This is a genomic window from Acaryochloris sp. CCMEE 5410 (genome assembly GCF_000238775.2).
Taxonomy (GTDB): domain Bacteria; phylum Cyanobacteriota; class Cyanobacteriia; order Thermosynechococcales; family Thermosynechococcaceae; genus Acaryochloris.
The window spans coordinates 4,284,710-4,307,375 of the sequence record NZ_AFEJ02000001.1 but is presented as its reverse complement, the minus strand read 5'-3'; the positions used below and the strand labels follow the sequence as shown (position 1 = coordinate 4,307,375).

General features: G+C 48.9%; 15 protein-coding genes and 1 pseudogene. 8 read left to right on the top strand and 8 right to left on the bottom strand.

Features of this window, described 5'->3' with window-relative positions; translation table 11 throughout:
- The first annotated feature begins 94 nt into the window (after positions 1–94).
- Together ON05_RS19820 and ON05_RS19815 are read left to right on the top strand one after the other, a co-directional pair.
- Complete coding sequence (locus ON05_RS19820) at positions 95–613, top strand: hypothetical protein (RefSeq protein ID WP_010469556.1); 519 nt, start codon at positions 95–97, stop codon at positions 611–613.
- A 118-nt stretch (positions 614–731) separates the two neighbouring features.
- Positions 732–1,619 (top strand): 4-hydroxybenzoate solanesyltransferase, encoded by an 888-nt coding sequence (locus ON05_RS19815; protein WP_010469554.1) that lies wholly within the window; start codon positions 732–734, stop codon positions 1,617–1,619.
- Here ON05_RS19815 and ON05_RS19810 read toward each other — a convergent pair whose 3' ends face one another.
- Together ON05_RS19810 and ON05_RS19805 are read right to left on the bottom strand one after the other, a co-directional pair.
- Positions 1,620–2,111: an anti-sigma factor gene (locus ON05_RS19810; protein WP_010469552.1), complete on the bottom strand. Its 492-nt coding sequence runs from the start codon at positions 2,109–2,111 to the stop codon at positions 1,620–1,622.
- Positions 2,112–2,365: 254 nt separating this feature from the next.
- Complete coding sequence (locus tag ON05_RS19805; RefSeq protein WP_010469549.1) at positions 2,366–3,028, bottom strand: sigma-70 family RNA polymerase sigma factor; 663 nt, start codon at positions 3,026–3,028, stop codon at positions 2,366–2,368.
- Between the two features lie 160 nt (positions 3,029–3,188).
- On the opposite strand from ON05_RS19805, the gene ON05_RS19800 reads away from it, so the two are divergent.
- The 5 genes and pseudogenes from ON05_RS19800 (at position 3,189) to ON05_RS38630 (ending at position 9,448) form a co-directional block, all read left to right on the top strand.
- The gene (locus tag ON05_RS19800) at positions 3,189–4,016 is read left to right on the top strand and encodes a thiazole synthase (protein WP_010469547.1); all 828 of its coding nucleotides are present in this window, start codon (positions 3,189–3,191) and stop codon (positions 4,014–4,016) included.
- A gap of 203 nt (positions 4,017–4,219) precedes the next feature.
- Positions 4,220–4,390: a photosystem II assembly protein Psb34 gene (gene psb34, locus ON05_RS19795; protein ID WP_010469546.1), complete on the top strand. Its 171-nt coding sequence runs from the start codon at positions 4,220–4,222 to the stop codon at positions 4,388–4,390.
- Positions 4,391–4,573: 183 nt separating this feature from the next.
- Positions 4,574–5,761 carry a hypothetical protein gene (locus ON05_RS19790; protein WP_010469545.1) on the top strand — a complete coding sequence of 396 codons (1,188 nt, stop codon included), beginning with the start codon at positions 4,574–4,576 and terminating at the stop codon, positions 5,759–5,761.
- 182 nt (positions 5,762–5,943) lie between these two features.
- Positions 5,944–7,326, top strand: coding sequence for an MATE family efflux transporter (locus ON05_RS19785; RefSeq protein WP_010469544.1), 1,383 nt, complete (start codon positions 5,944–5,946; stop codon positions 7,324–7,326).
- 734 nt (positions 7,327–8,060) lie between these two features.
- Positions 8,061–9,448 (top strand): annotated as a pseudogene (locus tag ON05_RS38630) (ISKra4 family transposase).
- A gap of 138 nt (positions 9,449–9,586) precedes the next feature.
- Here ON05_RS38630 and ON05_RS19760 read toward each other — a convergent pair.
- The 6 genes from ON05_RS19760 to rpsT all read right to left on the bottom strand — a co-directional run bounded on the left by ON05_RS19760 (position 9,587) and on the right by rpsT (position 21,064).
- A complete protein-coding gene (locus ON05_RS19760; RefSeq protein ID WP_010473547.1) occupies positions 9,587–10,438 on the bottom strand; it encodes an alpha/beta fold hydrolase in 852 nt (283 codons plus the stop codon).
- Between the two features lie 107 nt (positions 10,439–10,545).
- On the bottom strand, positions 10,546–14,538 hold the full coding sequence (locus ON05_RS19755) for a DNA-directed RNA polymerase subunit beta' (RefSeq protein ID WP_010473548.1): 3,993 nt from the start codon (positions 14,536–14,538) through the stop codon (positions 10,546–10,548).
- Positions 14,539–14,554: 16 nt separating this feature from the next.
- Positions 14,555–16,426 (bottom strand): DNA-directed RNA polymerase subunit gamma, encoded by a 1,872-nt coding sequence (locus ON05_RS19750; RefSeq protein WP_010473550.1) that lies wholly within the window; start codon positions 16,424–16,426, stop codon positions 14,555–14,557.
- 93 nt (positions 16,427–16,519) lie between these two features.
- The gene (rpoB, locus tag ON05_RS19745; RefSeq protein ID WP_262562005.1) at positions 16,520–19,819 is read right to left on the bottom strand and encodes a DNA-directed RNA polymerase subunit beta; all 3,300 of its coding nucleotides are present in this window, start codon (positions 19,817–19,819) and stop codon (positions 16,520–16,522) included.
- A 79-nt stretch (positions 19,820–19,898) separates the two neighbouring features.
- The gene (locus tag ON05_RS19740; protein ID WP_262562004.1) at positions 19,899–20,693 is read right to left on the bottom strand and encodes a TatD family hydrolase; all 795 of its coding nucleotides are present in this window, start codon (positions 20,691–20,693) and stop codon (positions 19,899–19,901) included.
- Positions 20,694–20,779: 86 nt separating this feature from the next.
- The gene (gene rpsT, locus ON05_RS19735; protein WP_010473554.1) at positions 20,780–21,064 is read right to left on the bottom strand and encodes a 30S ribosomal protein S20; all 285 of its coding nucleotides are present in this window, start codon (positions 21,062–21,064) and stop codon (positions 20,780–20,782) included.
- A gap of 259 nt (positions 21,065–21,323) precedes the next feature.
- On the opposite strand from rpsT, the gene hisD reads away from it, so the two are divergent.
- Positions 21,324–22,619 carry a histidinol dehydrogenase gene (gene hisD / locus ON05_RS19730; RefSeq protein WP_010473556.1) on the top strand — a complete coding sequence of 432 codons (1,296 nt, stop codon included), beginning with the start codon at positions 21,324–21,326 and terminating at the stop codon, positions 22,617–22,619.
- The last annotated feature ends 47 nt before the right edge of the window (positions 22,620–22,666 follow it).

The window sequence follows — 22,666 nt, the reverse complement described above, 5'->3', positions numbered from 1 at the left end:
GTTTCAAAGACCTGAGAATTCCAAAAGTTCTCGTTAGGCTAGCAATACGGAGGTTCTTAAGACCTTCACTAGACGGAACTTGGATCGCAAGATTATGACCATTGCTGCAAAGAATCAACCCAATGCTCTAACACAGACGAGTCCCCTCAATCTCTCCATCGTCCAAGCCATCATGATTGCGACTGTCATGGCCTGGATCGGTGCCAGCGTCCTGATGGACTTTATCATCATGCCAGGGCTATATCTTTCTGGCATGATGTCAGACCCTGGATTTGCATCAGCTGGAGATATGATTTTCTCTATGTTTAATCGCGTTGAATTAGTGGCCGGAGCTGTCGTGCTATCGGGCACGTTGCTGTGGCGAGCCATCACTCCGCAGCTGCCGTTGAGTAAAGCAGCGATTGTTCTGGCGACTATTTTACTCGCTATCCCCTTAATCTATACCTACGGCCTCACCCCACAAATGAGTGGCTTAGGAATTCAACTGTCTCTATTTGAATCTGTGGTTGTCCCCGACACGATGGATCAACTGCACTATGTGTACTGGAGTTTTGAAGTCCTGAAGCTTGCAGCCAGTGGCGTACTTTTATCTTGGGTATGGAAGCACTCTTAGCTGACCCGTGCTTAGCCCCATCAAATTTCTAGCGAATCTTGTCTCATCATTTCTATTTCCTGATCCCATGCTTTTCAATCTTTGGCATGATTAGTAATGGAATTCACGATGAAACAGCATGGCCCGCCTTCAGTCCAAACCGTCTACTCCCACCTGGCTCGCAGTCATCAAACTGTTGCGATGGGATAAACCAGAAGGCCGCTTAATCCTAATGATTCCAGCACTGTGGGCCATTGTGCTAGCAGCCCAAGGTAAACCCTCTTTGGGACTCGTTACTATCATTATTACCGGCAGCCTGGCCACCAGTGCTGCCGGTTGTGTTGTAAATGACTTGTGGGATCGGAATATTGATCCCCAAGTTCAACGCACTCGAAAGCGACCTTTAGCCGATCGAACTCTGACCATTCGGGTGGGTTTAGCGGTTGCTTTTACTGCTTTCGCCTGTGCATTTGGACTATCTCAATTCCTCAACCCGCTGAGCTTTGGGTTATGCGTCGCCGCCGTTCCCGTTATTATCTGCTATCCATTAGCCAAGCGAGTTTTTCCAGTCCCACAATTGGTGCTGGCCATTGCTTGGGGCTTTTCGGTACTGATTAGCTGGAGTGCTGCAGTTGGCAATCTCAGCATAGGAGCCTGGCTGCTGTGGGCTGCGACCGTACTTTGGACGTTGGGTTTTGACACCATCTATGCCATGCCTGACCGTCCTGATGATCGGCGGCTGGGCATTAATTCCAGTGCATTATTCTTTGGCAATTATGCCGAAGCTGCCATTTCCTTCTTTTTAGTGGCTACTATCATCTGTTTAGGTGTACTGGGGTACGCCCTCAATCTCCACTTTGGGTATTGGATATCCCTTGGACTCAGCACTTATCTCTGGTGGCGACAAATTTACCGACTCAGGCGTAAAAACCTAGTTCCTAGCGCCTATGGTCAGCTTTTTCGTCAAAACGTCTGGATAGGATTACTCCTATTAGTTGGCATGATCACCGGATCGTTACTGCGCTAGCTACCGCGCCTCTGTATCTGAGAGGTTAATCGCCACTGGAATATCAACGGGAGATTGTTCAATGGCAATCAGTAAATCGGAAGGCTTCAAGTTATCCGACTGAGAGTTAATGGCCACAGTAGCATTCTCGGCATTCTCAGAATTCTGAGCCGTTTGGGGGATCAACGATCCTCCACCAGAGAAAAGGCCCGTAATCGCTGCGACGGACACTGCAGCTGCCGTACCTACCGTTGCCCACAAGGCTAATTTTGGCTTGCGCTCTACTTGGGAAAACACAGCTTCTGCCGTCTGTTCCACTGGCGTAGAGGTAGGCGCAGGGGTAGACTGAAAGCCACGCTGGAGTTGCAGAAGTTGCTGATAGCACTGACTAAATTCAGGGTCAGTTGCTAGCCAAGCTTCCACTTGCTTCCGCTCAGCAGCGGAGGCCTCGTCGTCCAGATAGGCACTCAGTAGCTCAAACCGATCAAATTCTATTGTTTTAATGTCATCCATAGCAGTATCTCACTTGCCCGATTGGGAGGTTTAGATGAAATAAATTAATGTCTCACCCTGATTAGTACAGTAAGGTGATCAGTACGGTCATCTACCTGAGACAAAAAGCTGATACCAGGTCGGTATCTCAAGCAAGCGTTTCATCAATGAAAGCCTAGTTCAAATCTAACGTATGTTTAGGGGACCGACAAAGAAGTGTTAAAGGTTTTACTTCTATATCCTTAGAATGATCAACTTTGATGAAGAATTTAACGTCAATCTTTAAGATAATTTTGCAATTGCCCTTGCAGCCGCAAACGAGCCCGAGCAATCCGAGATTTGACCGTTCCCAAGGAAACACCCGTAATTTCGGCAATTTCTTCGTAGGCTAAGCCTTCAATTTCCCGTAAAACAATCGTGGTACGAAATGCTTCTGGGAGTTCTGAGATCGCATCATTGAGTTGACCGTAAAACTCATGGGTGGCCAAGCTTTCATCCGGCCCTGGCTCTCCTGACGCAATCTCCCAGGCAATATCACCATCTTCCATAGTCAGCCGTGCATCAAGAGATAGGGGGCTGCGGTGGCGCTTACGCTTGCGAAGCTCGTCATAAAACAAATTGGTGGTAATCCGACTCAACCATCCCCGGAACTTCGCGGGTTCCTTAAGACGGCTGATATTTCGATAGACTCGTATCCACACTTCTTGGGCCAAATCGGCTCGATCATCCCAATCGGGAGCAAGATGATAAAGCACCCGATCGACATGAGACTGGTAGCGTCTGAGGAGTTCTGTGAAAGCAACACGATCGGGGCGCAACCCAGCTTGACAAAGTTGCACCAGCTCAGAGTTGCCAAGTTTCGCTGCTGGTATTTGCACGTGAGGTTCTGAATCCTCAACCCTAACCCTTGACCAAGATACCTGAAGACTGGCTGTCATGAATGGAATTGACCATAATTACACCTGCCCTTTCTGACGCAGGGGATAAATAAGGGGTTCCCATGACCGCAAGTTGGTTTCTTATAATGTGAGATACTTCACTAGCCTAGCGGCAGTTTCCCTTCATTGCTGAACTTTTCTTAGACCTTCATCCTTGGCTATGCAAACCATTGATTCTTCCTCCTCGGCTGCGACGACTGAACCCCTACAAATCGGTCATCGACAGTTCCAGTCAAGGTTAATGACCGGTACCGGCAAATATGACGATTTTGAAACGATGCGGCGTAGTATTGCGGCCAGTGGTTGCGAAATTGTGACCGTCGCCGTTCGGCGAGTACAAACCAACGCCCCTGGGCATCAAGGCTTAGCTGAAGCCGTGGATTGGAACAAGGTATGGATGCTCCCAAATACCGCTGGTTGCCAAACAGCAGAAGAGGCCGTTCGGGTCGCCCGGCTCGGTCGAGAAATGGCCAAGCTGTTAGGTCAAGAAGATAATAACTTTATCAAGCTAGAGGTGATCCCAGACTCTAAGTACTTGCTACCTGATCCCATCGGTACCTTGGAGGCGGCTGAACAATTGGTTAAAGAGGGGTTCGCTGTTCTTCCCTATATCAATGCCGATCCCCTGTTAGCTAAGCGCCTAGAAGATGTCGGCTGTGCTACTGTCATGCCCCTAGGATCTCCCATAGGATCGGGGCAAGGGATCAAAAATATGGCCAATATTCAGATCATTATTGAGAATGCCACAGTACCAGTCGTCGTAGACGCTGGCATCGGTTCTCCCAGTGAAGCAGCCCAAGCCATGGAGATGGGAGCTGATGCATTACTAATCAATACTGCCATTGCCAAAGCTCAAGACCCGGTGATGATGGCAACTGCCATGGGCATGGCCACCCAAGCAGGACGATTCGCCTACCAATCGGGACGCATTCCAGTCAAAGCCTATGCCAGTGCCAGTTCTCCCTTGGTAGGTCGAATTTCTAGTTAGGGAAAAAGTTTCTCTTTTCCGCGACCAGCTCATTAAAAAAATCTAAAGACTCTTCCCACAAGCTAGGAATGAAAAAAGATATATTAACGTTCTCGTTACAGTAAAGTTCATAGTTAAAACAGATGAAAAGGCTGTCACCACAGACATTTGATGCCGGATACGGTCTGCTATAATTTGTGAAACTTAATGAACTTTCTTTAACTATGCCTTATACCACTGAAGACCGGGGTCTCGTCAATAATTTTGCCGTCGAGCCCAAATCCTATGCAGCCGAGCCTGCATCCGATAAAAAGAAAACACTGAATATGGCGTTGACAGTCGGTGGTGTTCTTCTAGTGGTTGGTCTTTGTGCCTTTGCTGCCACGCTGTCTTAAGTACAGCCGTAGCAAACGAAATAGAATCTCTGTTTCTTCACCGCTTGGTATCGCCCATTCGTTAGTCATTCGTTACTTGAATGGGCCACTTGGCATCCCGGTTTGATGATAGATTAGGGCTGAGCAGCGGTAGCCTGCTTACGTTTTGAGAATAAGCCCAATTCTGTCTTTTGTTCTAAACCTATGCCAGAAGAGCAACCTACCCCTGCAGAATCAGAAGCAGATATCAAGGAACCCCAAGCTAACCTTGAAAAACCCGACGCTTCTGATTCTGAAAAAGCCACCACCAATATTCCCCCTAAGGCAGAGTCAACCGCTACGACTTTTGACTCATCTGCCAAAGCAAAGCCTACGGATCTTCCCTCAGAGTCATCCAAATCGGCCTCCAAGTCTTCCTCCCAGTCTGAAGAGAAAAAGGAGCCTATCTCTGCTGCGGCCGATCGAGCTGGCAAGCCGAAGGCTGACAAGCTCAAATCAGCGAGACCTCAACCTGGCAAAGGGCCAAAATCCACAGCCGCCAAGGGCGTCAAGTCCAAGACCGAATCTTCTGAGGGCGAGGTTATCGGCGATTCTCCCATTGAAGCTGTTCTGACCCAAATTGTAGGTACCGTAGGCAAGGTACTGGGATCGATCCTCTCTGCCATCGGCAATCAGGTCAAGAAAACCTCGTTTTACAGCAAAATAGAGCCAGGTGTTAAAGTCATTAGCTGGTTATGGAACAACATCATTGTGACCCTCGGCAATGTGGTGATTAAGCCTATCTGGGGGATAGGACTGAAAATTCTGCGGGGTCGCTTTCCAAATGGATTAAAGTCATTCTCAGATCGGTTTCTAACGGTTGTTATTCTCAGCATTGCAACCCTAATCTATTGGCTATTTTCATCCCTGATCCCACCGAGTCAACCCACCGTTCAGCAACCGCCAGACCCTGCTCCGGTCGCGAAAGCGCCTGCTCCTGTTGCTCAACCTACCCCGGTCTCACCGCCTTCGACACCTGTTACAGAGGCTCCCGTCGAAGAGCCGCCTCCCCCGCCTGAACCAGCGCGGAAACAAATTATTGAGGTACAGTCTCAGGTCGCCCAAGTGTTTGATCAATATTCTCAAGATATTGTTCAGTCTGTTCAAGCGAATTTCCAAGATGAGCGGTTAGTGATTAAGGTGAGCGATCGCTGGTTTGAATTGTCTCGTTCTGAACAAAATCAGTTGGGAACAGATGCCCTGGAACGGAGCCGCAAACTAGATTTTCCCAAGCTAGAAATTCGCGATCAAACGGACCAGCTCTTAGCTAGAGAGCCTGTGGTGGGGTCAAACATTATCGTGCTGCAGCGACGCACTACACCGCCGGAGCTAACAACAGATAGCCCTGCCTAAACGTTTTCACACCTAATATATGGATTAACGCACCTATTGAATTAATAGGTGCACAGTCTATCTGTCGTTATTGCGGCGCAGTCGCTGTGCGGTAAGTGGGCAAAATGCTTTAAGATTTGTAAAGAAATGCAACGATGTTGAGTAAGATTGTACCCAAAGCTGGGCATCGTTGTTGGATCTAAATGCCCCAACCTACTCCCCTAAAAACCGTGAGACAGCGATTAACGGAAGGCAATGTTAGTACCCAATTGATCAAACTTACCTTGCCGCTGGTGTGGGGGATTTTTGCGATTGTTGCCTTCAATTTAGCAGACACCTATTTTGTGGGTCAGCTCGGGACTCAAGAGCTGGCAGCCATGAGTTTTACCTTTCCGGTGGTCACTACCTTTGGTAGCTTAGCCATGGGATTGGGAACGGGTGCGGCTTCAATTATTGCCCGAGCGATTGGTGAAGGCGATCAAACCCGAGTACAGCGCTTTACCACCAACAGTTTGACGTTGGCTCTGGCTATTGTTGGTGTTTTTATTGTGGTGGGTCTATTGACGATTGATCCACTCTTCACGGCCTTGGGAGCAACGGCAGATGTTCTTCCCTTGGTGCGGGACTATATGCAGATTTGGTATCTAGGCATGATTTTCTTGGTGGTGCCGATGGTGGGGAACAGCGCCATCCGTGCAGCCGGGAATACGGCTACCCCCAGCATCATTATGACCGTTGCCGCTGGGATTAATATTGCCTTGGATCCCCTGTTTATCCTAGGTCTAGCGGGCTTACCGCGCTTAGAGCTACAAGGTGCAGCCATCGCAACGGTGATTGCCCGCGCCCTCACTTTTATCGCCTCTCTCGTTGTTCTCCATTTCAAAGAGCATCTGCTCTGCTTTCAACGCCCTAAGCTATCGGAGATGCTGAGGTGCTGGTTGGATATCCTCCGTATTGGTTTGCCAGCAGCCATGACCAGTATGATTACGCCTATTTCTGTGGGCATAATCACCAGTCTCCTGGCTTTTTATGGAGAAGAAGCCGTTGCCGCCTTTGGGGTAGCATCGCGAGTGGAGTCTTTTGCCCTAATCACGCTATTTGCCCTGGCGGCGAGTATGGGGCCTTTTGTAGGGCAGAACTGGGGGGCAAAAGCTTATGGTCGGGTGCAGCAATCCCTCAAAGTCAGCTTCCAGTTTTGTCTATTTTGGGGCATGTTGATGGCGGTGCTATTGGCAGCCACCGGCAAGCAATTGGTGAGTTCGTTTAATGGCAACCCTGAGGTGGTTGAGATCGCAGCTCTATATCTCCTCATCGTGCCCATTACCTATGCTCCAGCAGGAATTATTCAAGTTTCGAGCGCGACCTTTAATGCCTTAGGTAAACCCATTCCTTCCGTGGTCATGACGGCCATCAGAATGTTTGTGCTCTATATCCCGATGGCCTATTTAGGGTCACACTTCTTTGGTATTCAAGGCATTTTTATCGCCACGGGCCTGTCTAACCTTCTGACTGGGGTGGGTGCTTATTTTTGGAATCAAAGAACCTGTAATCTCCGACCAACACTCCCTCTTGAATCACCAATATAGTGAGCTGACAAGCAACTCGAAAATAGCGGTACAGGACGATTACAAAAACTTGTAATTCCTGAATACTTTAAAGCTCTTTAGTCATGGCCAGATCTTCTATTATTCATGACACTATGGAGTTGGGTTCTTAATCAAACTCCATAGTGCCATGCCTTTCAAGCCCGCTAATCTTCCCGAAAATTGGGTTGTTGATGATCTCAATAATCAAGACTTAATATATGGCGATCCGCCAGAATTATATAGCTCGTCAAGAATTTCGTTCTTCGGATTATTAGATAAGGATCCCGCCTATAAAATTTACTCTGTTCCTGTTGATACCCCCATTAGCAGCATTATTAAAGTGTTTCAAGTTGGTTCACATGGTGCGATGAGCTACGGGTTTAATGCTGACGCTGTAATTGCCTTGGTTATGGAGAATGTCAAAAAGATAGAGCATATCTGTCCATGCCAAGCCTGGTTTACCGATGCTGCAGGACTCAAGCTGAAATTCAAACATCAAGTGACTGAAAAAGAAGTGTTAGAGATTGAAGCTCTCTTTCGCCGTCAGAATGCCATCAAGGCAGGTTTAGAAAGATATGTATCTGAGTTAGAAGAGGGCCAGGCTCTTTTGGCACCATTACTGAGAGATAATTTGATACACCTGTGGTGGGGCGTAAGCACAGAATCGGGGATGTATGGCTCAAAGAAAAACGGGTCAAGGACAATAGATCCTGTACCCGAATCAAAAACTTGTCATGAGCCTAACATCGCAATTGCCAACCGTACTAGAGCATCACGAATTTCTAGAACAGGTCGAAGCACTCAAAGAAGCACCCAGCCTGAGTCAGATGGTTTATATCGTTCTGCAAATGGGTTTGTTTTGGCTCGCTGGCTTCTGGAGGATGAACTCTCACGGCGAGCAAAACAGTATTGGAATGGCCGAGGTGTCCCACTTGCGGAACCCGCTTGCACTCGAAGGGATGGGAATCTCGTCAGATGCAGACACTGGTGGGAAATATTGCCTGAAAGCGACGGGTGGGTCGTTGTCCCCACAGGTGTCCAGGTAGTCTATCCGCTCCTTTGGATCAATCCATTGGGATTACCTCCTATCAGCACAGCAGTGAAGAATTGGTTCGTCTAGGCTGCTTGTTAAGTCTATTTATGCCCTATGAACTGGCCAGTTGGATGCTGAGTCAGTGGAGTGGTTTATCCGTCAGCTCATCAAGCTTGTGGAGTTGGGTGCAAGTCATGGGCAACAAAGCTTATCAGGAGCTAGAGACTCAACTCAAAGCTCAAGCCTCAGGTGACCAGACTCCTTGTGAAGCGATTTCAGAGGTGTTGTCTGTTCTACCTTTGGCCATTGCTGCTGACGGTGTGATGGTGCCCTTTCGCCCCACCCCGAAAACCCCAAGGGAAAAATCCAGTGGCGAGAAGTCAAAGTTGCTATCTTAGCCCGCCTAGGAACACGGGGCACCCGAGCACAAAAGCGTGTCCCCCAACTACTACGTCGAAGACTGGTGGCAGTATTGGGCGATATCGACCAGTTCATCCCCTTACTGCACCTCGAAGCCCGCAAACAAGACTTTGAATCGGCCCCAAGCGTCATCTGGTTGAGTGATGGGGGCGAGGCTTCTGGCGAGTCTACCGCACCTTGTTCTCTCACTGTGCTGTGGCAGTTCTCGATTTCTTTCATGCAGCAGGCCATCTTGCACGAGCAACAAAAGCGATGTTTGGGGATGCTCGCTCTGCTCAAGCCCAAGCCTGGTTTCGGCGCTGGCGACACCAATTGCGACATGGGCAACACCTATTAGTATTGCGGTCCTTGACGATGTTGATTCACTCACAATTGTTTACGGGCAAATCTTTTACGACGTTGCTCCAGGTACAGGCTTATTTCCAGCGCCATCTGCGACACATCCAATATCGCCACTTTGAACAACTACAGATACCGCTGGGGTCAGGAATGGTCGAAAGTGCTTGTAAGTGGCTGATTCAACAGCGCTTTAAGGGGGTTGGTATGCGCTGGAGTGAGGATGGTTTCAATCATCTACTCATGCTGCGGCTTGCCTGGGTCAATCAACGGTTTGACTCCCTATTCCCAGGGGTAACCATTCCGAAGTCTAAGGCATCCCCGATCCATTAGCTACGCCCCCTGTGGTGGGATTAATCTTGTCTATACCGATGCAATCGCCCAGCTACCCATAACCAATTAAAATTCTTTCTCGATAGACTCAGATTTTAACAACAGCATTGGAGCAGCTGATTGTTCATAGACTGGCAACTACTTCAAAAAATTTGAAATGAGTTCGAGCAATCTTTCAGGTGCATCTGCTCGAACCGAATGGCCAGAGTTAGGAATAATATCTAACTTGGCCTTCGGAATAGCTTGAGCAATTTCTTCCGAAAATTGGGGTGGGCAAATCCAGTCTTGCTCAGCCCCGATCACTAGGGTTGGCGCAGTGATTTGAGGCAATTCCGCTCGAATATCATAGGTCCTTAAAAAGCCTCCAAAAGCTTGATTGATGGCTTCAGGATTAAAAATCACTCGACGCCAAGCCTTCATCGACTTTTCGAGGTCGAAGGTTAGAGAATAGAGCGGCCCTAACAGCTGAAAATAGTCCTGAAGTTGCTGTTCAGATTCAAACTTGCCATCCCATAACAGTTGGGCAATCGCTTGCTGTTCAGGAGTGCCGTCTTTAGCCAGCTTCGCCTGGGCTAAGGCCAAAAATCGAGCATCAGCAGCGGTAACAACGGGAATCAACTGAGATACATAGGTGGGGTAGCGGCTAGCATAGGCAAGGGCCACCATCCCACCATAGGAAAACCCAAGCAATCCAATTTGCTCTAGCCCTAAATGCTGGCGCAGTGCCTCCAGATCTTCAACATTATTGTCCAGAGTATAGGTCTCAGGATTACTTCGTGCCGAGCGACCATGCCCACGATGGTCAAAATAGATCAGTTGAGCGATTTCACTGAGTGGAGATAAGACGGGACGACAGGTCGTATGATCGACTCCTGGTCCACCATGAATGACAAAGAATACGGGTTTGATCTGAATTTGGGAGGTTGCGATCGCAAGTTCAGAACCTTCCACATCAAAGTAAAGTTCAGTATCGCGAATTCTAGCCCGCATGGTGTTTACCTCATGCCTTCTCGACGATCAGATATTCGCTCTCTCAACGAAAGTCTGCACATCAACCTAAAGAGAAGGGGCTCAAGTTGAGCCCCTTCTGTTACTGATTACTGGTCGCCTTCCAGATTGGCATTCAGCTTCTCAGCCACTTGATCGTCAATCAAGGTATCATCCCCGACTGCCGCAGGATCAATACCAAGCATAGACCGCTGCTGTTCACCAGGCTTGCTGGGATCATAAGCGGGCCGTTCGCCAGAGAACGGTTTAACATCATTGATGTTGTAATTCCGCGCTGTGCGGTCATCAATCACATCATCATCATCCGTAAAGGGCATGCCTTCAAAGGAAGGATCCGGTTCCCCTAAACCACCGTCATCATAGGAATTAAAACCTGTACCCGCAGGAATGAGACGTCCAATAATCACATTCTCTTTCAAACCACGCAACCAATCAGATTTACCCTGAATCGCAGCTTCAGTTAGAACTCGAGTGGTTTCTTGGAAACTCGCAGCTGAGATAAAGCTATCCGTGTTCAAGGATGCTTTGGTAATCCCCAATAACACAGGCGTATATTCAGCCGGAGCACCACCCGTAATCGACATGGCTGCATTCACCTGTTCCACTTGGTACAGATCAATTAGCTCTCCTGGCAGCATCGTGGTATCACCCCCATCATCGATTCGGACCTTAGAGGTCATCTGACGGACCACCACTTCAATATGTTTATCCGCAATATCAATCCCTTGAGATTGATACACTGACTGCACACCATTAACTAGGAAATTTTGGACCTTTTGCAAACTCAGCAACGCAGATTCATAAACCCCTTTCGTCTCCCGGTGGAATCGGAAATAAATTTCCAGAATGTCATGGGGGTTCAGCGGACCATCGGTCACCGCTTCGCCCGCCTCAACCGTCTGACCATCCAAAACAATGGGGTTTTGCCCAGGTCCAATGGGATAGTCAGTAATGGTCCCATCCTGCTCAACAATCTTGACTTCGATACTGTCATCATCGTTGTAAATCACCTGGCACGTTCCCGAGCGTTGCGCCAGGGTACACATCTCCTTAGGTTTGCGAGCTTCTAGCAACTCTTCAATTCGAGGTAGACCCTGGATAATATCTCCTGTCTTCGTGCGCTCAAACACCAACAGCGCTAAATTATCACCTCGCTGGACCAGATCCTGGTCATCAATTTGTAAGACCGCTCCGGGAGAGACCAAGTAAGGGCGAGCAATCCGTAACGTTACCTGGCTATCTTCAACTTTAATGACTTGACAAGACTCGGCCACCGTCACGCCAGCAGCGACTTCATCCCCTGCTCTCAGGAGTTCTCCCTCAGCAGCAGACGTGGCTTTGCCTTGCGTCTCAATCGTGATCAGATCATCATCTGTCATCAAGAGAATCCGGCGAGTTGCCTCGTTCCCACTGCGAATACCTCGGACTTTACCGCCTTGCTTCGCCTTAATTTCAGTCCGCGCCACCACAGCACCCGGATCAATTTGCTGCCCCTCTTCCACCAAGAGCCGTGTTTTGGTACTTCCTTGGGTTTGATCCGCAGAAACATCCCGACGAATGACTAGGGTTTCTAAAATCACCAGCTGTAAACGAGAGACTTCTTCATCCTTTTCATCAGGCAAAATCTCAATATCAGCTGCAATTTGCGGCGCATCCGTATCAATTTCCAGTACTAATTGCGTCCGGAGTAAATCCACCCCTTCAACAGACTTCACCCGTTCACCATCTTTGTAGGGAAGACGCTGCACGGCCTTCAAACAAATCGCCCGACCGGCCTCATTAATGGACTCTTGGGACGGAACCGACGGTTGATCCGGCACCGGAAACTCAGTGACAGGCCTAAGGAGAACCGCCTCACCTTCCGGAGTGGTAACACATTCGATGTACCGCAGTTCATCCGTGCCTAATCCAGGTAACAACTCTTCCCCAGGATTTAACAGAGATTGATCTTTACCCTTGACTGCTTCTGGATCGTCTACCAGATGTAGATCCCCAGGTTTGACCAACACTTCTCGCAAAATATCGTTTTTCTGGGTAACTTCCACGACCCCATTACTTTGGCAAAAGATATCTTTGACGACTTCTGTACCAGCTTCAACATATTGGCCATCTTCAACCAACAGTAAAGAAATATCTTTATTCACCTCATGGGATTCTTCTGCAATCCAGAGTAATGTTCCACCCTGGGTCACTTCATACCCCTGCTTGGCTTTGCCTTTTTTAGTAACTTCAACGCCAGCATATTTCAGGATGCCACCAGTCTTGGTACGGTAGTGATCATCGATCAGCTCAGCAACCACTTGACCATTAATGACTTTCGTCCCTGGAGCCGCTTTCAATAAAAAGCGCTGCTTCTTCTGGGCTTCAATCACATACTGGTCACGGCCTTGGAGACTTTCCAGCCAGACTTTAGCTTGATCCAGCAAAACAGAAGCCGTAATAATTTCAACTTCTCGACCTCCTTTGCCTTCCTCCTGTACTGGCAGACGAACAACGCCACCATGCTCAGTCACGAGTTTAGTCTCGGCTAAGACATCTTCTCCTTCAATGTAGTCCTCATTTTTAACAGTCGGCTCAGCACCTGGCGGTAAGTTATAGACTTCCCCCGACAAGACCCAAATCAAGCCACCACGAGGCGCAATGCGGGTTGTATTGCCTTGGCGGTCATGTTTTTCTTCAGGCACGAGGTTCGAGAATTGCACCTCTCCAGCCAGATCAGAGGCCACGTCTTTTGTCGCTTTTTCAGTGGTTTTGCGAACATTCCGACCTGCAGCTGCCACTTCAGCCAACATCTGCCCCATTTTCACCGCTTGGCCATCCTTGACCAAGAGCGTCGAGTTTTGGGTGATTTCAAAAGTTTCAGTTTGACCGTCTCCTTCTAACGTCAAACTCGTGCTCACCTCAGCCGTCAATGCATCTTCCCCATGGCGAGTTCTGAAGGGACGGCTCCGCATCTTTTTAGGGAACTTGATTTTGCCGTTAAATGGCGCACGGATTTGGCGAGCCACTTCTCCGGTGAACACCCCACCTGTGTGGAAGGTTCTCATCGTTAGCTGTGTTCCAGGCTCACCGATGGATTGGGCTGCAATAATACCAACAGCTTCCCCAGTATCTACAAGGTGGGCATGGGCCAGGCTCCAGCCATAGCAATGTTGACAAACCGAACGAGCAGCTTCACAGGTTAGGGGAGAGCGAACAATGACTTCTTCCACGCCAGCCTTTGCAATCTCTTTCGCAATGGACTCAGAAACAGCCTCATTTTTGGGCAGAATCACTTCTCCCGTCTCAGGGTGAACCACTTCTTCCAGAACAACACGCCCTAACAATCGATTGGCTAAAGGGATCAAAACGCGATCGCCATCGGTCATACTCTGCACTGGAATCCCTCGCTGGGTTCCACAATCGAGTTCCCGAATAATCACGTCCTGAGAGACGTCTACCAAGCGGCGGGTAAGGTACCCGGAGTCAGCTGTTCTCAGAGCGGTATCAACCAGACCTTTACGGGCACCGTACGAGGAAATAATATATTCCGTAACCGTTAAGCCTTCCCGGAAGTTAGTCTTAATCGGTAAGTCAATGATTTCTCCTTGAGGATCCGCCATCAGTCCTCGCATACCAACGAGCTGACGAACCTGAGACAAGTTACCTCTTGCCCCAGAAAAGGCCATCATATAGACCGAGTTCAGGGGATTATTGGAGCGAAAATGGCGTACCACTTCGTCTTTGAGTTCCTCACTCGTCCCGTTCCAAGTATCAATAACTTTCTGAAAACGCTCAACTTCCGTGATTTCACCGCGCGTATAGCGATCTTCAGTTACCCGAATTTCTTCTTCAGCCGTTTCTAGCAGCTGACGCTTACTGGGAGGAACTTGAAGGTCATCCACACTAATGGAAACCCCGGCCTTCGTCGCATATCGAAATCCTAGATCTTTCAAATGATCCGCCATTTCAGCGGTCCGAGCGGTTCCATAGTGGGTAAATGCCCAGTGAACCAGTGACTTCAGCTGACCTTTATTCACAATTTTGTTGCAAAAGGCTGGTGGAGTCGCCTCGCGAGGGGAATGGGTGGAATGTTCTGCCATAATCTGCTTCTCCAACTTAGCTAGCCAATGAATCCTGGATGGTTTTGTTGTAAATAATGCGACCAGGGGTTGTGCGAATATATTGTGAAATTAATGTCCCGTCTGCATCCTTACGAATTCGACGAGAGGGGTAAGTTTGAGTGACAACGCCATCCGCAGAGGTTTCTACCTCAGGCTCAATGTCGTCCTCGCCATCATCTACTGGTCCATCAAACCGCACCCACACATAGGCATGTAAGTCAACTTGCTGCTGCTCATAGGCCATAATGGCATCGTCTAAACTCGCAAAATACTTACCTGCCCCATTTTGCCGACCTGGATTATCTGCGGTCAGATAGTAAGCTCCCAACACCATGTCCTGACTAGGCGTAACAATGGGACGCCCTGTGGCTGGCGACAGAATATTATTTGAGGCCAACATCAGAAGACGGGCTTCAGACTGAGCTTCAATTGAAAGGGGAACGTGCACCGCCATTTGGTCCCCGTCAAAGTCGGCGTTAAAGGCCGGGCAAACCAAAGGATGAAGTTGAATGGCTCGACCATCCACCAAGATAGGTTCAAACGCTTGAATTCCCAATCGGTGCAAGGTCGGCGCTCGGTTGAGCATCACTGGATGCCCTTCAATCACTTCTTCCAACACATCCCAAATGACGGGATCATTACGCTGGATTAGGCGCTTAGCCGCTTTGATGTTATTCACTAGACCTTGGCCAATCAAACGGTGAATAACAAAGGGTTGAAAGAGTTCAATCGCCATCTCTTTGGGCAAGCCGCACTGGTGCATCTTCAGCTTGGGACCCACGACGATCACAGAACGACCGGAATAGTCAACCCGTTTACCCAGAAGGTTCTGCCGGAAACGACCTTGCTTTCCTTCAATGATGTCAGACAAGGATTTTAAGGGACGGTTATTCGCTCCCACCACAGTTCGACCTCGGCGGCCGTTGTCGATCAAGGCATCCACCGCCTCTTGCAACATCCGTTTCTCATTTCGAACGATAATCTCTGGAGCTAAAATCTCTTGCAATCGAGCGAGGCGATTATTGCGATTAATCACTCGACGGTACAGATCATTGAGGTCAGAGGTGGCAAATCGTCCACCATCCAACTGCACCATTGGCCTCAAATCCGGTGGAATAACTGGGATCACGCTCAGAACCATCCAATCGGTTTGAGAGCCCGTTCCTACAAAGTTATCGATGACCCGCAATCGCTTAATCAGCTTGGCTCTTTTCTGGCCCTTAGCGTTGCCAATGTCCTCTCTCAGGGTTTCAGCTTCTGTTTCAAGCTGGATGTCCTGGAGCAGTCTTTGCACAGCCTCAGCACCAATGCCGACTTCAATCCCTTCTAGCTGAGAATCCTCGCTATAGATTTGATCTTCAATTTCGATCCACTGATCTTCCGTTAGTAGTTGCTTATAGGACAAGGTATCTGCGTTGCCTGGGTCCAAAACCACATAGGCATTGAAATAAACAATCTGCTCTACATCCCGCAGGGGCATGTCCAGCAACGTAGCCATATAGCTCGGAATACCTTTCAAGTACCAAACGTGGGTCACGGGAGCAGCTAATTTGATATAGCCCATACGATGTCGTCGCACCCGCGACTCAGTCACCTCGACGCCACAGCGCTCACAGACGATACCTCGGTGCCGAACCCGCTTATATTTGCCACAGTGACATTCCCAATCCTTGGCAGGACCAAAGATCCGCTCACAAAACAGACCATCCATCTCCGGTTTTAAAGTTCGGTAGTTGATGGTTTCTGGTTTGGTGACTTCACCGACCACTTGGTTATTGGGTAAGGTACGCTCCCCCCACTGCCGGATCCGTTCCGGAGAGGCTAGCCCAATTTTGACATAGTCAAATCGTTGTTCGAGCTTTGGCATCGCGATTAGCTTCCTCTTGTTCCTTGCTAAATATGCTTCGAAATGAATTGGGTTGAAGGGATCATCCGTTCAACCCTACTGTCCGGCAGACAATTAACTTTCCCCTTCTTCCATATCAATCCTGGAGAACGATTCATAGGTGGGACGGGAGGGAGTGCGCTTGTGGCTAACATCAGCCATCAAATCGACTTCCATATCCCGGCTACCACCATCATCTTCCGTTTCGATTTTGTGAACCGCGATATCTAAACACAGAGATTGCAGCTCTCGCATCAACACCTTGAAGGATTCAGGTGTACCCGGTCGGGGAATCGCCTGGCCTTTCACAATGGCATTCAGCGCTTCATTCCGCCCTTGCATATCGTCGGATTTGACCGTTAGGAGTTCTTGCAAGGTATAGGCTGCCCCAAAGGCTTCCAAGGCCCACACTTCCATTTCTCCAAATCGCTGTCCACCCTGCTGGGCTTTACCCCCCAAAGGCTGCTGAGTCACCAAGGAGTATGGACCCGTCGACCGAGCGTGAATCTTGTCATCCACCAAGTGAACCAGCTTCAACATATAGGCTTTACCCACCGTGACCGGTTGGTCAAAGGGTTCCCCGGTTCGCCCATCAAACACCTGCAGTTTGCCTGGTTTTTCAGGGTCATAAAGCCAATCTTTGCCAGTTTTCTGTTGAGCTTCCTCTAGCTTGCCGTGAACCGTACTTCGAGATGCCTCTTCTCCATGCATTTCATCAAAGGGAGTCAGTTTGAAGCGGGTATTTAGATTTTGCCCCGCCCAACCTAGGAGACATTCAAAGACTTGGCCCACATTCATTCGAGAGGGAACCCCCAGGGGATTCAACACGAGGTCAACCGGAGTTCCATCCGCGAGATACGGCATATCTTCAATCGGCAAGATACGGGAGATAATCCCTTTGTTGCCGTGACGACCGGCCATCTTGTCACCCACCTGCAGTTTGCGTTTCTGGGCAACGTAAACGCGAACCACCATATTGGCCCCAGGTGGAAGTTCATCTCCTTGCTCACGGGTAAAGACCCGGACATCGACCACCCGGCCTTTTTCACCGTTGGGTACTCTTAGGGAGTTATCTCGCACATCTCTGGCTTTTTCACCAAAGATGGCTCGCAGTAACTTTTCTTCAGGAGGCTGATCCGATTCACCCTTGGGCGTGACTTTACCCACCAAAATGTCGCCTGCTTCGACCCAAGCACCAATCCGAATAATGCCGTTCTCATCCAGTTGCCGGAGAGAATCTTCACCCACGTTGGGAATTTCTCGGGTAATTTCTTCTGGGCCTAGCTTGGTTTGCCGGGCTTCAATTTCAAATTTCTCGATGTGGATGGAGGTATACACATCATCACGCACCAACCGCTCACTCACGAGGATGGCATCTTCATAGTTGTAGCCTTCCCAGGGCATATAGACCACGAGGATATTCTGGCCCAATGCCAATTCCCCACCTTCTGTTGCCGAGCCATCTGCAATAATTTGACCTTCTCGAACCTGATCGCCCACAAACACAATGGGGCGTTGGTTTAAGCAAGTATCCTGGTTAGAGCGCTGATATTTTTGGATTAAATACTCGTTTTCATTCCCCTCCAGGTCTCGAATGCGAATGGAATCCGCAGAGACATAGGTGACTTCACCATCAGTCTGGCTGATAATCACCATCCCTGAGTCGCGAGCTGCCTGAGCTTCTAGCCCGGTACCCACCAAAGGGCGCTCCGGCTGTAGCAAAGGCACGGCCTGTCGCTGCATGTTCGATCCCATCAAGGCACGGTTAGCATCATCATGCTCAAGAAACGGAATCAGAGAGGTTGCCACCGAAATAATTTGCACGGGAGAGACCGCCACATAGTCTACCTCTTCAGGGGATGTGGTGGTAAAGTCCTGACGATAGCGCACAGGCACAATCTCACCTTGGATATATCCCTCTGCATCCATGGGGATATCCCCAGGTGCAACCCGCAAATCATCTTCTTCATCGGCAGTCATATACTGCGGAGCCTGTTCTTTAAGAACTCGACCATGCTCAACTGGATAGAAGGGGGTTTCGATAAATCCATAAGGATTCACCCGAGCATGGGTGGCCAAAGAACCAATCAGACCCGCGTTAGGACCTTCAGGAGTCTCAATCGGGCAAATTCGGCCATAGTGACTGGGGTGAATATCACGAACCGCAAAGCCTGCACGTTCCCGGGTCAATCCTCCTGGGCCGAGGGCACTTAGTCGACGCTTGTGGGTCAGCTCTGCCAGAGGATTCGTCTGATCCATAAACTGAGACAGTTGGCTGGACCCAAAGAATTCTTTAATGGCCGCCACCAGTGGTTTGGGATTGACCAAAGATGCAGGGGTCAAAGACTCCACGTCAGACACCGTCATCCGCTCTTTGATGATCCGCTCGAGGCGGTTGAGACCAACACGAACTTGATTCTGCAACAGTTCGCCCACAGAGCGAACCCGACGATTCCCTAAGTGGTCGATGTCATCCACAGAGCCGATATCAAATTCCAAATTGATTAAGTAATCGATGGCGGCTAAGATATCGTCTGGCGTCAACACCCGCGTGGGCTCAGGGGTATTGAGACGAAGTTTCTTGTTTAGTTTATAGCGACCGACTCGACCTAAGTCATACCGCTTGGGGTCAAAGAATCGGGACTCTAGCAGCTGAGTACCCCCACTGACCGTAGGAGGTTCGCCGGGGCGCAGTTTTCGGTAAAGTTCTAGAAGGGCTTCCTCTTCCCCAAACTGACCCTCCTTATCAATGGTCTTTTGATAATATTCTGGGTGGCGAAGGCGATCAAAAATTTCACCATCGCTGAGACCTAGAGCCTTGAGTAGAACTTGGGCCGATAGCTTACGGGTTTTATCAATGCGAACCCAGACCAAACTATTTTTATCTGTCTCAAATTTTAACCAGGCACCCCGGTTAGGAATAAGGCTGGCGTTGTAAGTCCGGCGCCCATTTTTATCCGTTTCAGATTTGTAGTAAACCCCAGGACTACGAACGATTTGGTTAACAATAACCCGCTCAGCACCATTTATAATAAAGGTGCCTCGCTCCGTCATCAGAGGCAGGTCACCAATAAAGACCTCTTGTTCTTTAATTTCACCCGTTTCTTTGTTGATTAAACGAGTCGGAACGTACATCTGCACACCATAGGTGCTATCCCGCCGCTTGGCCTCGTCTACATCATATTTGGGGCGTTTGAGCTTATAGTTTTTGGCTAAAAAGTGAAGCTCTATTTTGCCGGTATAGTCTGAGATGGGGGAGAAACTTTCTAGTTCCTCGATCAATCCTTCTTCCAAAAATGAACGAAAACTTTCCCGCTGAATTTCAACTAAGTCAGGTAAAGTAAAGGCGGGTTGAGTGTAGATCGAGTTAGTCATACAGCTCCTCTAAGAATCACGCCCAGCGCGAATAGAATCAACAATTTTAGGGTACGTTTGTATCGAAAATCAATCTTTTTTAAGATTGAACGGGTAAAGACAACTGGAATAATCGACAGGCATTTTGAGTCGTTGTAGCTGCTAATTCTTCTAAAGGGACGCCTCGCAAATCCGCCACCTGCTGAGCTACATATCTTACGTTTGCAGGTTCATTGCGGCGTTTACCTCGCACAGGAACAGGTGCCAGAAACGGACAATCTGTTTCTATGAGAATGCGATCGCAAGGCACAAGACGGGCGGACTCATGAACTTGAGCCGCATTTTTGAAGGTGACGATACCGCTAAAACTGACATAGAATCCCAACGCTAGGAACTGTTGCGTCTCTTCTGGGGTGCCACTCCAACAATGCATCACTCCCTTCACGGACCCGTGTATTCCCCAAAATTTTTCGAGCAACTCCACCATTGCGGTTGCCGCTTCTCGGCAGTGAATAATCACTGGGAGCTGCAGTTGCTGAGCCATCTGGAGATGGGTCCAAAAGACTTGCTTTTGTTGATCGAAGTTATTGGCTTTGAAGAAATCTAAACCGGTTTCACCGATAGCCACCACTTTAGAATCAGATTTGGCCATCAATCGCATCTGAGCTTCTGCCTCAGCAGTCCATTTCTCGACATCTAGAGGATGGACACCTACTGCATAGTAGAGTTCAGAAAAACGCTGGGACAGACTTTGGATTTGTTCAAACTCCGATGGCTCAACACAAGAATGGACTAACCTCACAATGTGATGATCACGCCAACGCTGAGCTATCTGGTCGAGATCAGGCTGAAAAACATCAAAGTTCAAATGAACATGAGTGTCTATGAGTTGCATGAAGAAGCAATGTCCAAAGCGGTGGAGACAGAATCTAGAGTAAAAAATCAGCTATATCTAGATTTCAGGAAAAACGGTGCCCAACCTCAAGTCGCTGCTTTGAGGATCCGAGCTAAACCGGCTTTCTTCCGAGCGCCTGTATTTCGATGAAAAACCCCGACCTTGACAGCTTTATCAATTTTGCTGTAAGTCACGGACATCTCATTCTGTATCGCAGCAAGCTGATCATCAGAGGGATTATTTTTGTAGTCATCCACCGCTGCTTGAAACCGCTTAGTGAAAGTTTTGATCGCTGATTTGTAAGCTTTGTTTTGCAAACGATTCCGTTCAGCGATTAGAATTCGTTTTTTTGCAGATTTGATATTGGCCACGTTTAGTTGCTCAGCAGACTTCCAATATGGAACGATTAATTACCCAAAGGGATATTGTAGCACCAATTGTCAATAGGCCCTTTATAAATTTTCGAGTTAAGCTGAGGACAAGAGTAAAGCATGCCGTTAACCAAAGCCTGGGGCGACTTTAACCCGGTGGCATGAGCCGCTCATTGTCCCCCACCTCCTCAGTAAATGCGTTACATTTGCAGAGAATGGCATCCTTTCCCTGGCGGTTGCAGATAGGCATTTCAGAGTCATGCTCCGAACCATTACCCAGCAAGCGGAGGCAATTGCAGAACTGAGACGGATTTGCGATCGCACTCAGGATGACTCTCTTTTGCACAAAGAATCGACCGTTCGAGAAGTCCTAGCATCGGTCCAACGCCAAGGTGACTTAGCCCTGCTTCAATATACCGCTGAGTTCGACCACCTCACCTTAAGCCTAGACCAACTCAAAGTGAGCGGTGCCGAACTAGATGCAGCATATCAACAAATTTCTCAGGAGCAATTGGACGCCATTCGGTCGTATGCCCAGCAGATTAAAGCCTTTCACCTCAAGCAACGCCGTCAAAGTCAGGTCCACTTTGGTGATCACCAAGTCGTGGTGGGTCAACGCTACACCCCCGTGGATCGGGTAGGTCTCTATATCCGAGGGGCTCAAAACATTTCTCCGAGTCCAATCCTTTTAAATGCGATTCCAGCCGTTGTCGCTGGTGTCCCCAACATTGTGATGTTGACGCCACCCAGGCCAGAACAACAGATGCATCCTGCCGTACTTGTCGCAGCCCAGGAAGCTGGCATAGAAGCGATTTATCGGGTGGGAGGTGCCCAAGGCATTGCAGCTTTGGCCTATGGGACAGCCACGATTCCTGCGGTAGATGTCATTGCCGGTAGTGGAAATATCTACGTCACCCTGGCGAAGAAATTAGTGTATGGCTCTGTAGGCCTCGATGCTCTAACCGGACCTCCAGAACTGGTTATTCTGGCAGACCATACCGCCAATCCTTCGTATATTGCTGCGGACCTATTAGCGCAGGCTGAATCTGACCCCCTCGCAGCAGCTATTTTAATCACCTCAGATACAACCCTGGCGACCAAGGTCGTCTTGGAAGTGAATCAGACCTTATCCAGCTATGGGATATTGACGGAAAAAGCGATCGCCCACTATGGCTTAGTCATCACCGTAGACGATATACAAAACGCGACGTCCCTCGTCAATGGGATGGCCCCCGCTCAGGTTTCCCTTGCCCTTCATGATCCTTGGCGTTTGGTGGAGCATATTCGCCATGCTGGCTCCATTCTCATGGGGTCTCACACGCCTCCCTCGACAGGTCAGTTGCTGGTAGGTGCCAATCCCAATCTACCGACTGCAGGAACAGCACGTTATAGCTCTGGCCCTGGAGTCGATACCTTTATGAAGCAAACTCATTTAATCCAATATTCGGCCAACGCTTTATCCCACTCTGCTCAACACTTAGATACCCTCGTCCAGCTAGAGGGGGGAACCGCACAATCTCTCTCCCTGCGTATTCGATCCGAACAGTCTGAATAAGAGAGCCGGATCTACATTGTTTCCATAAATAAGGGTTATTCTGTCGG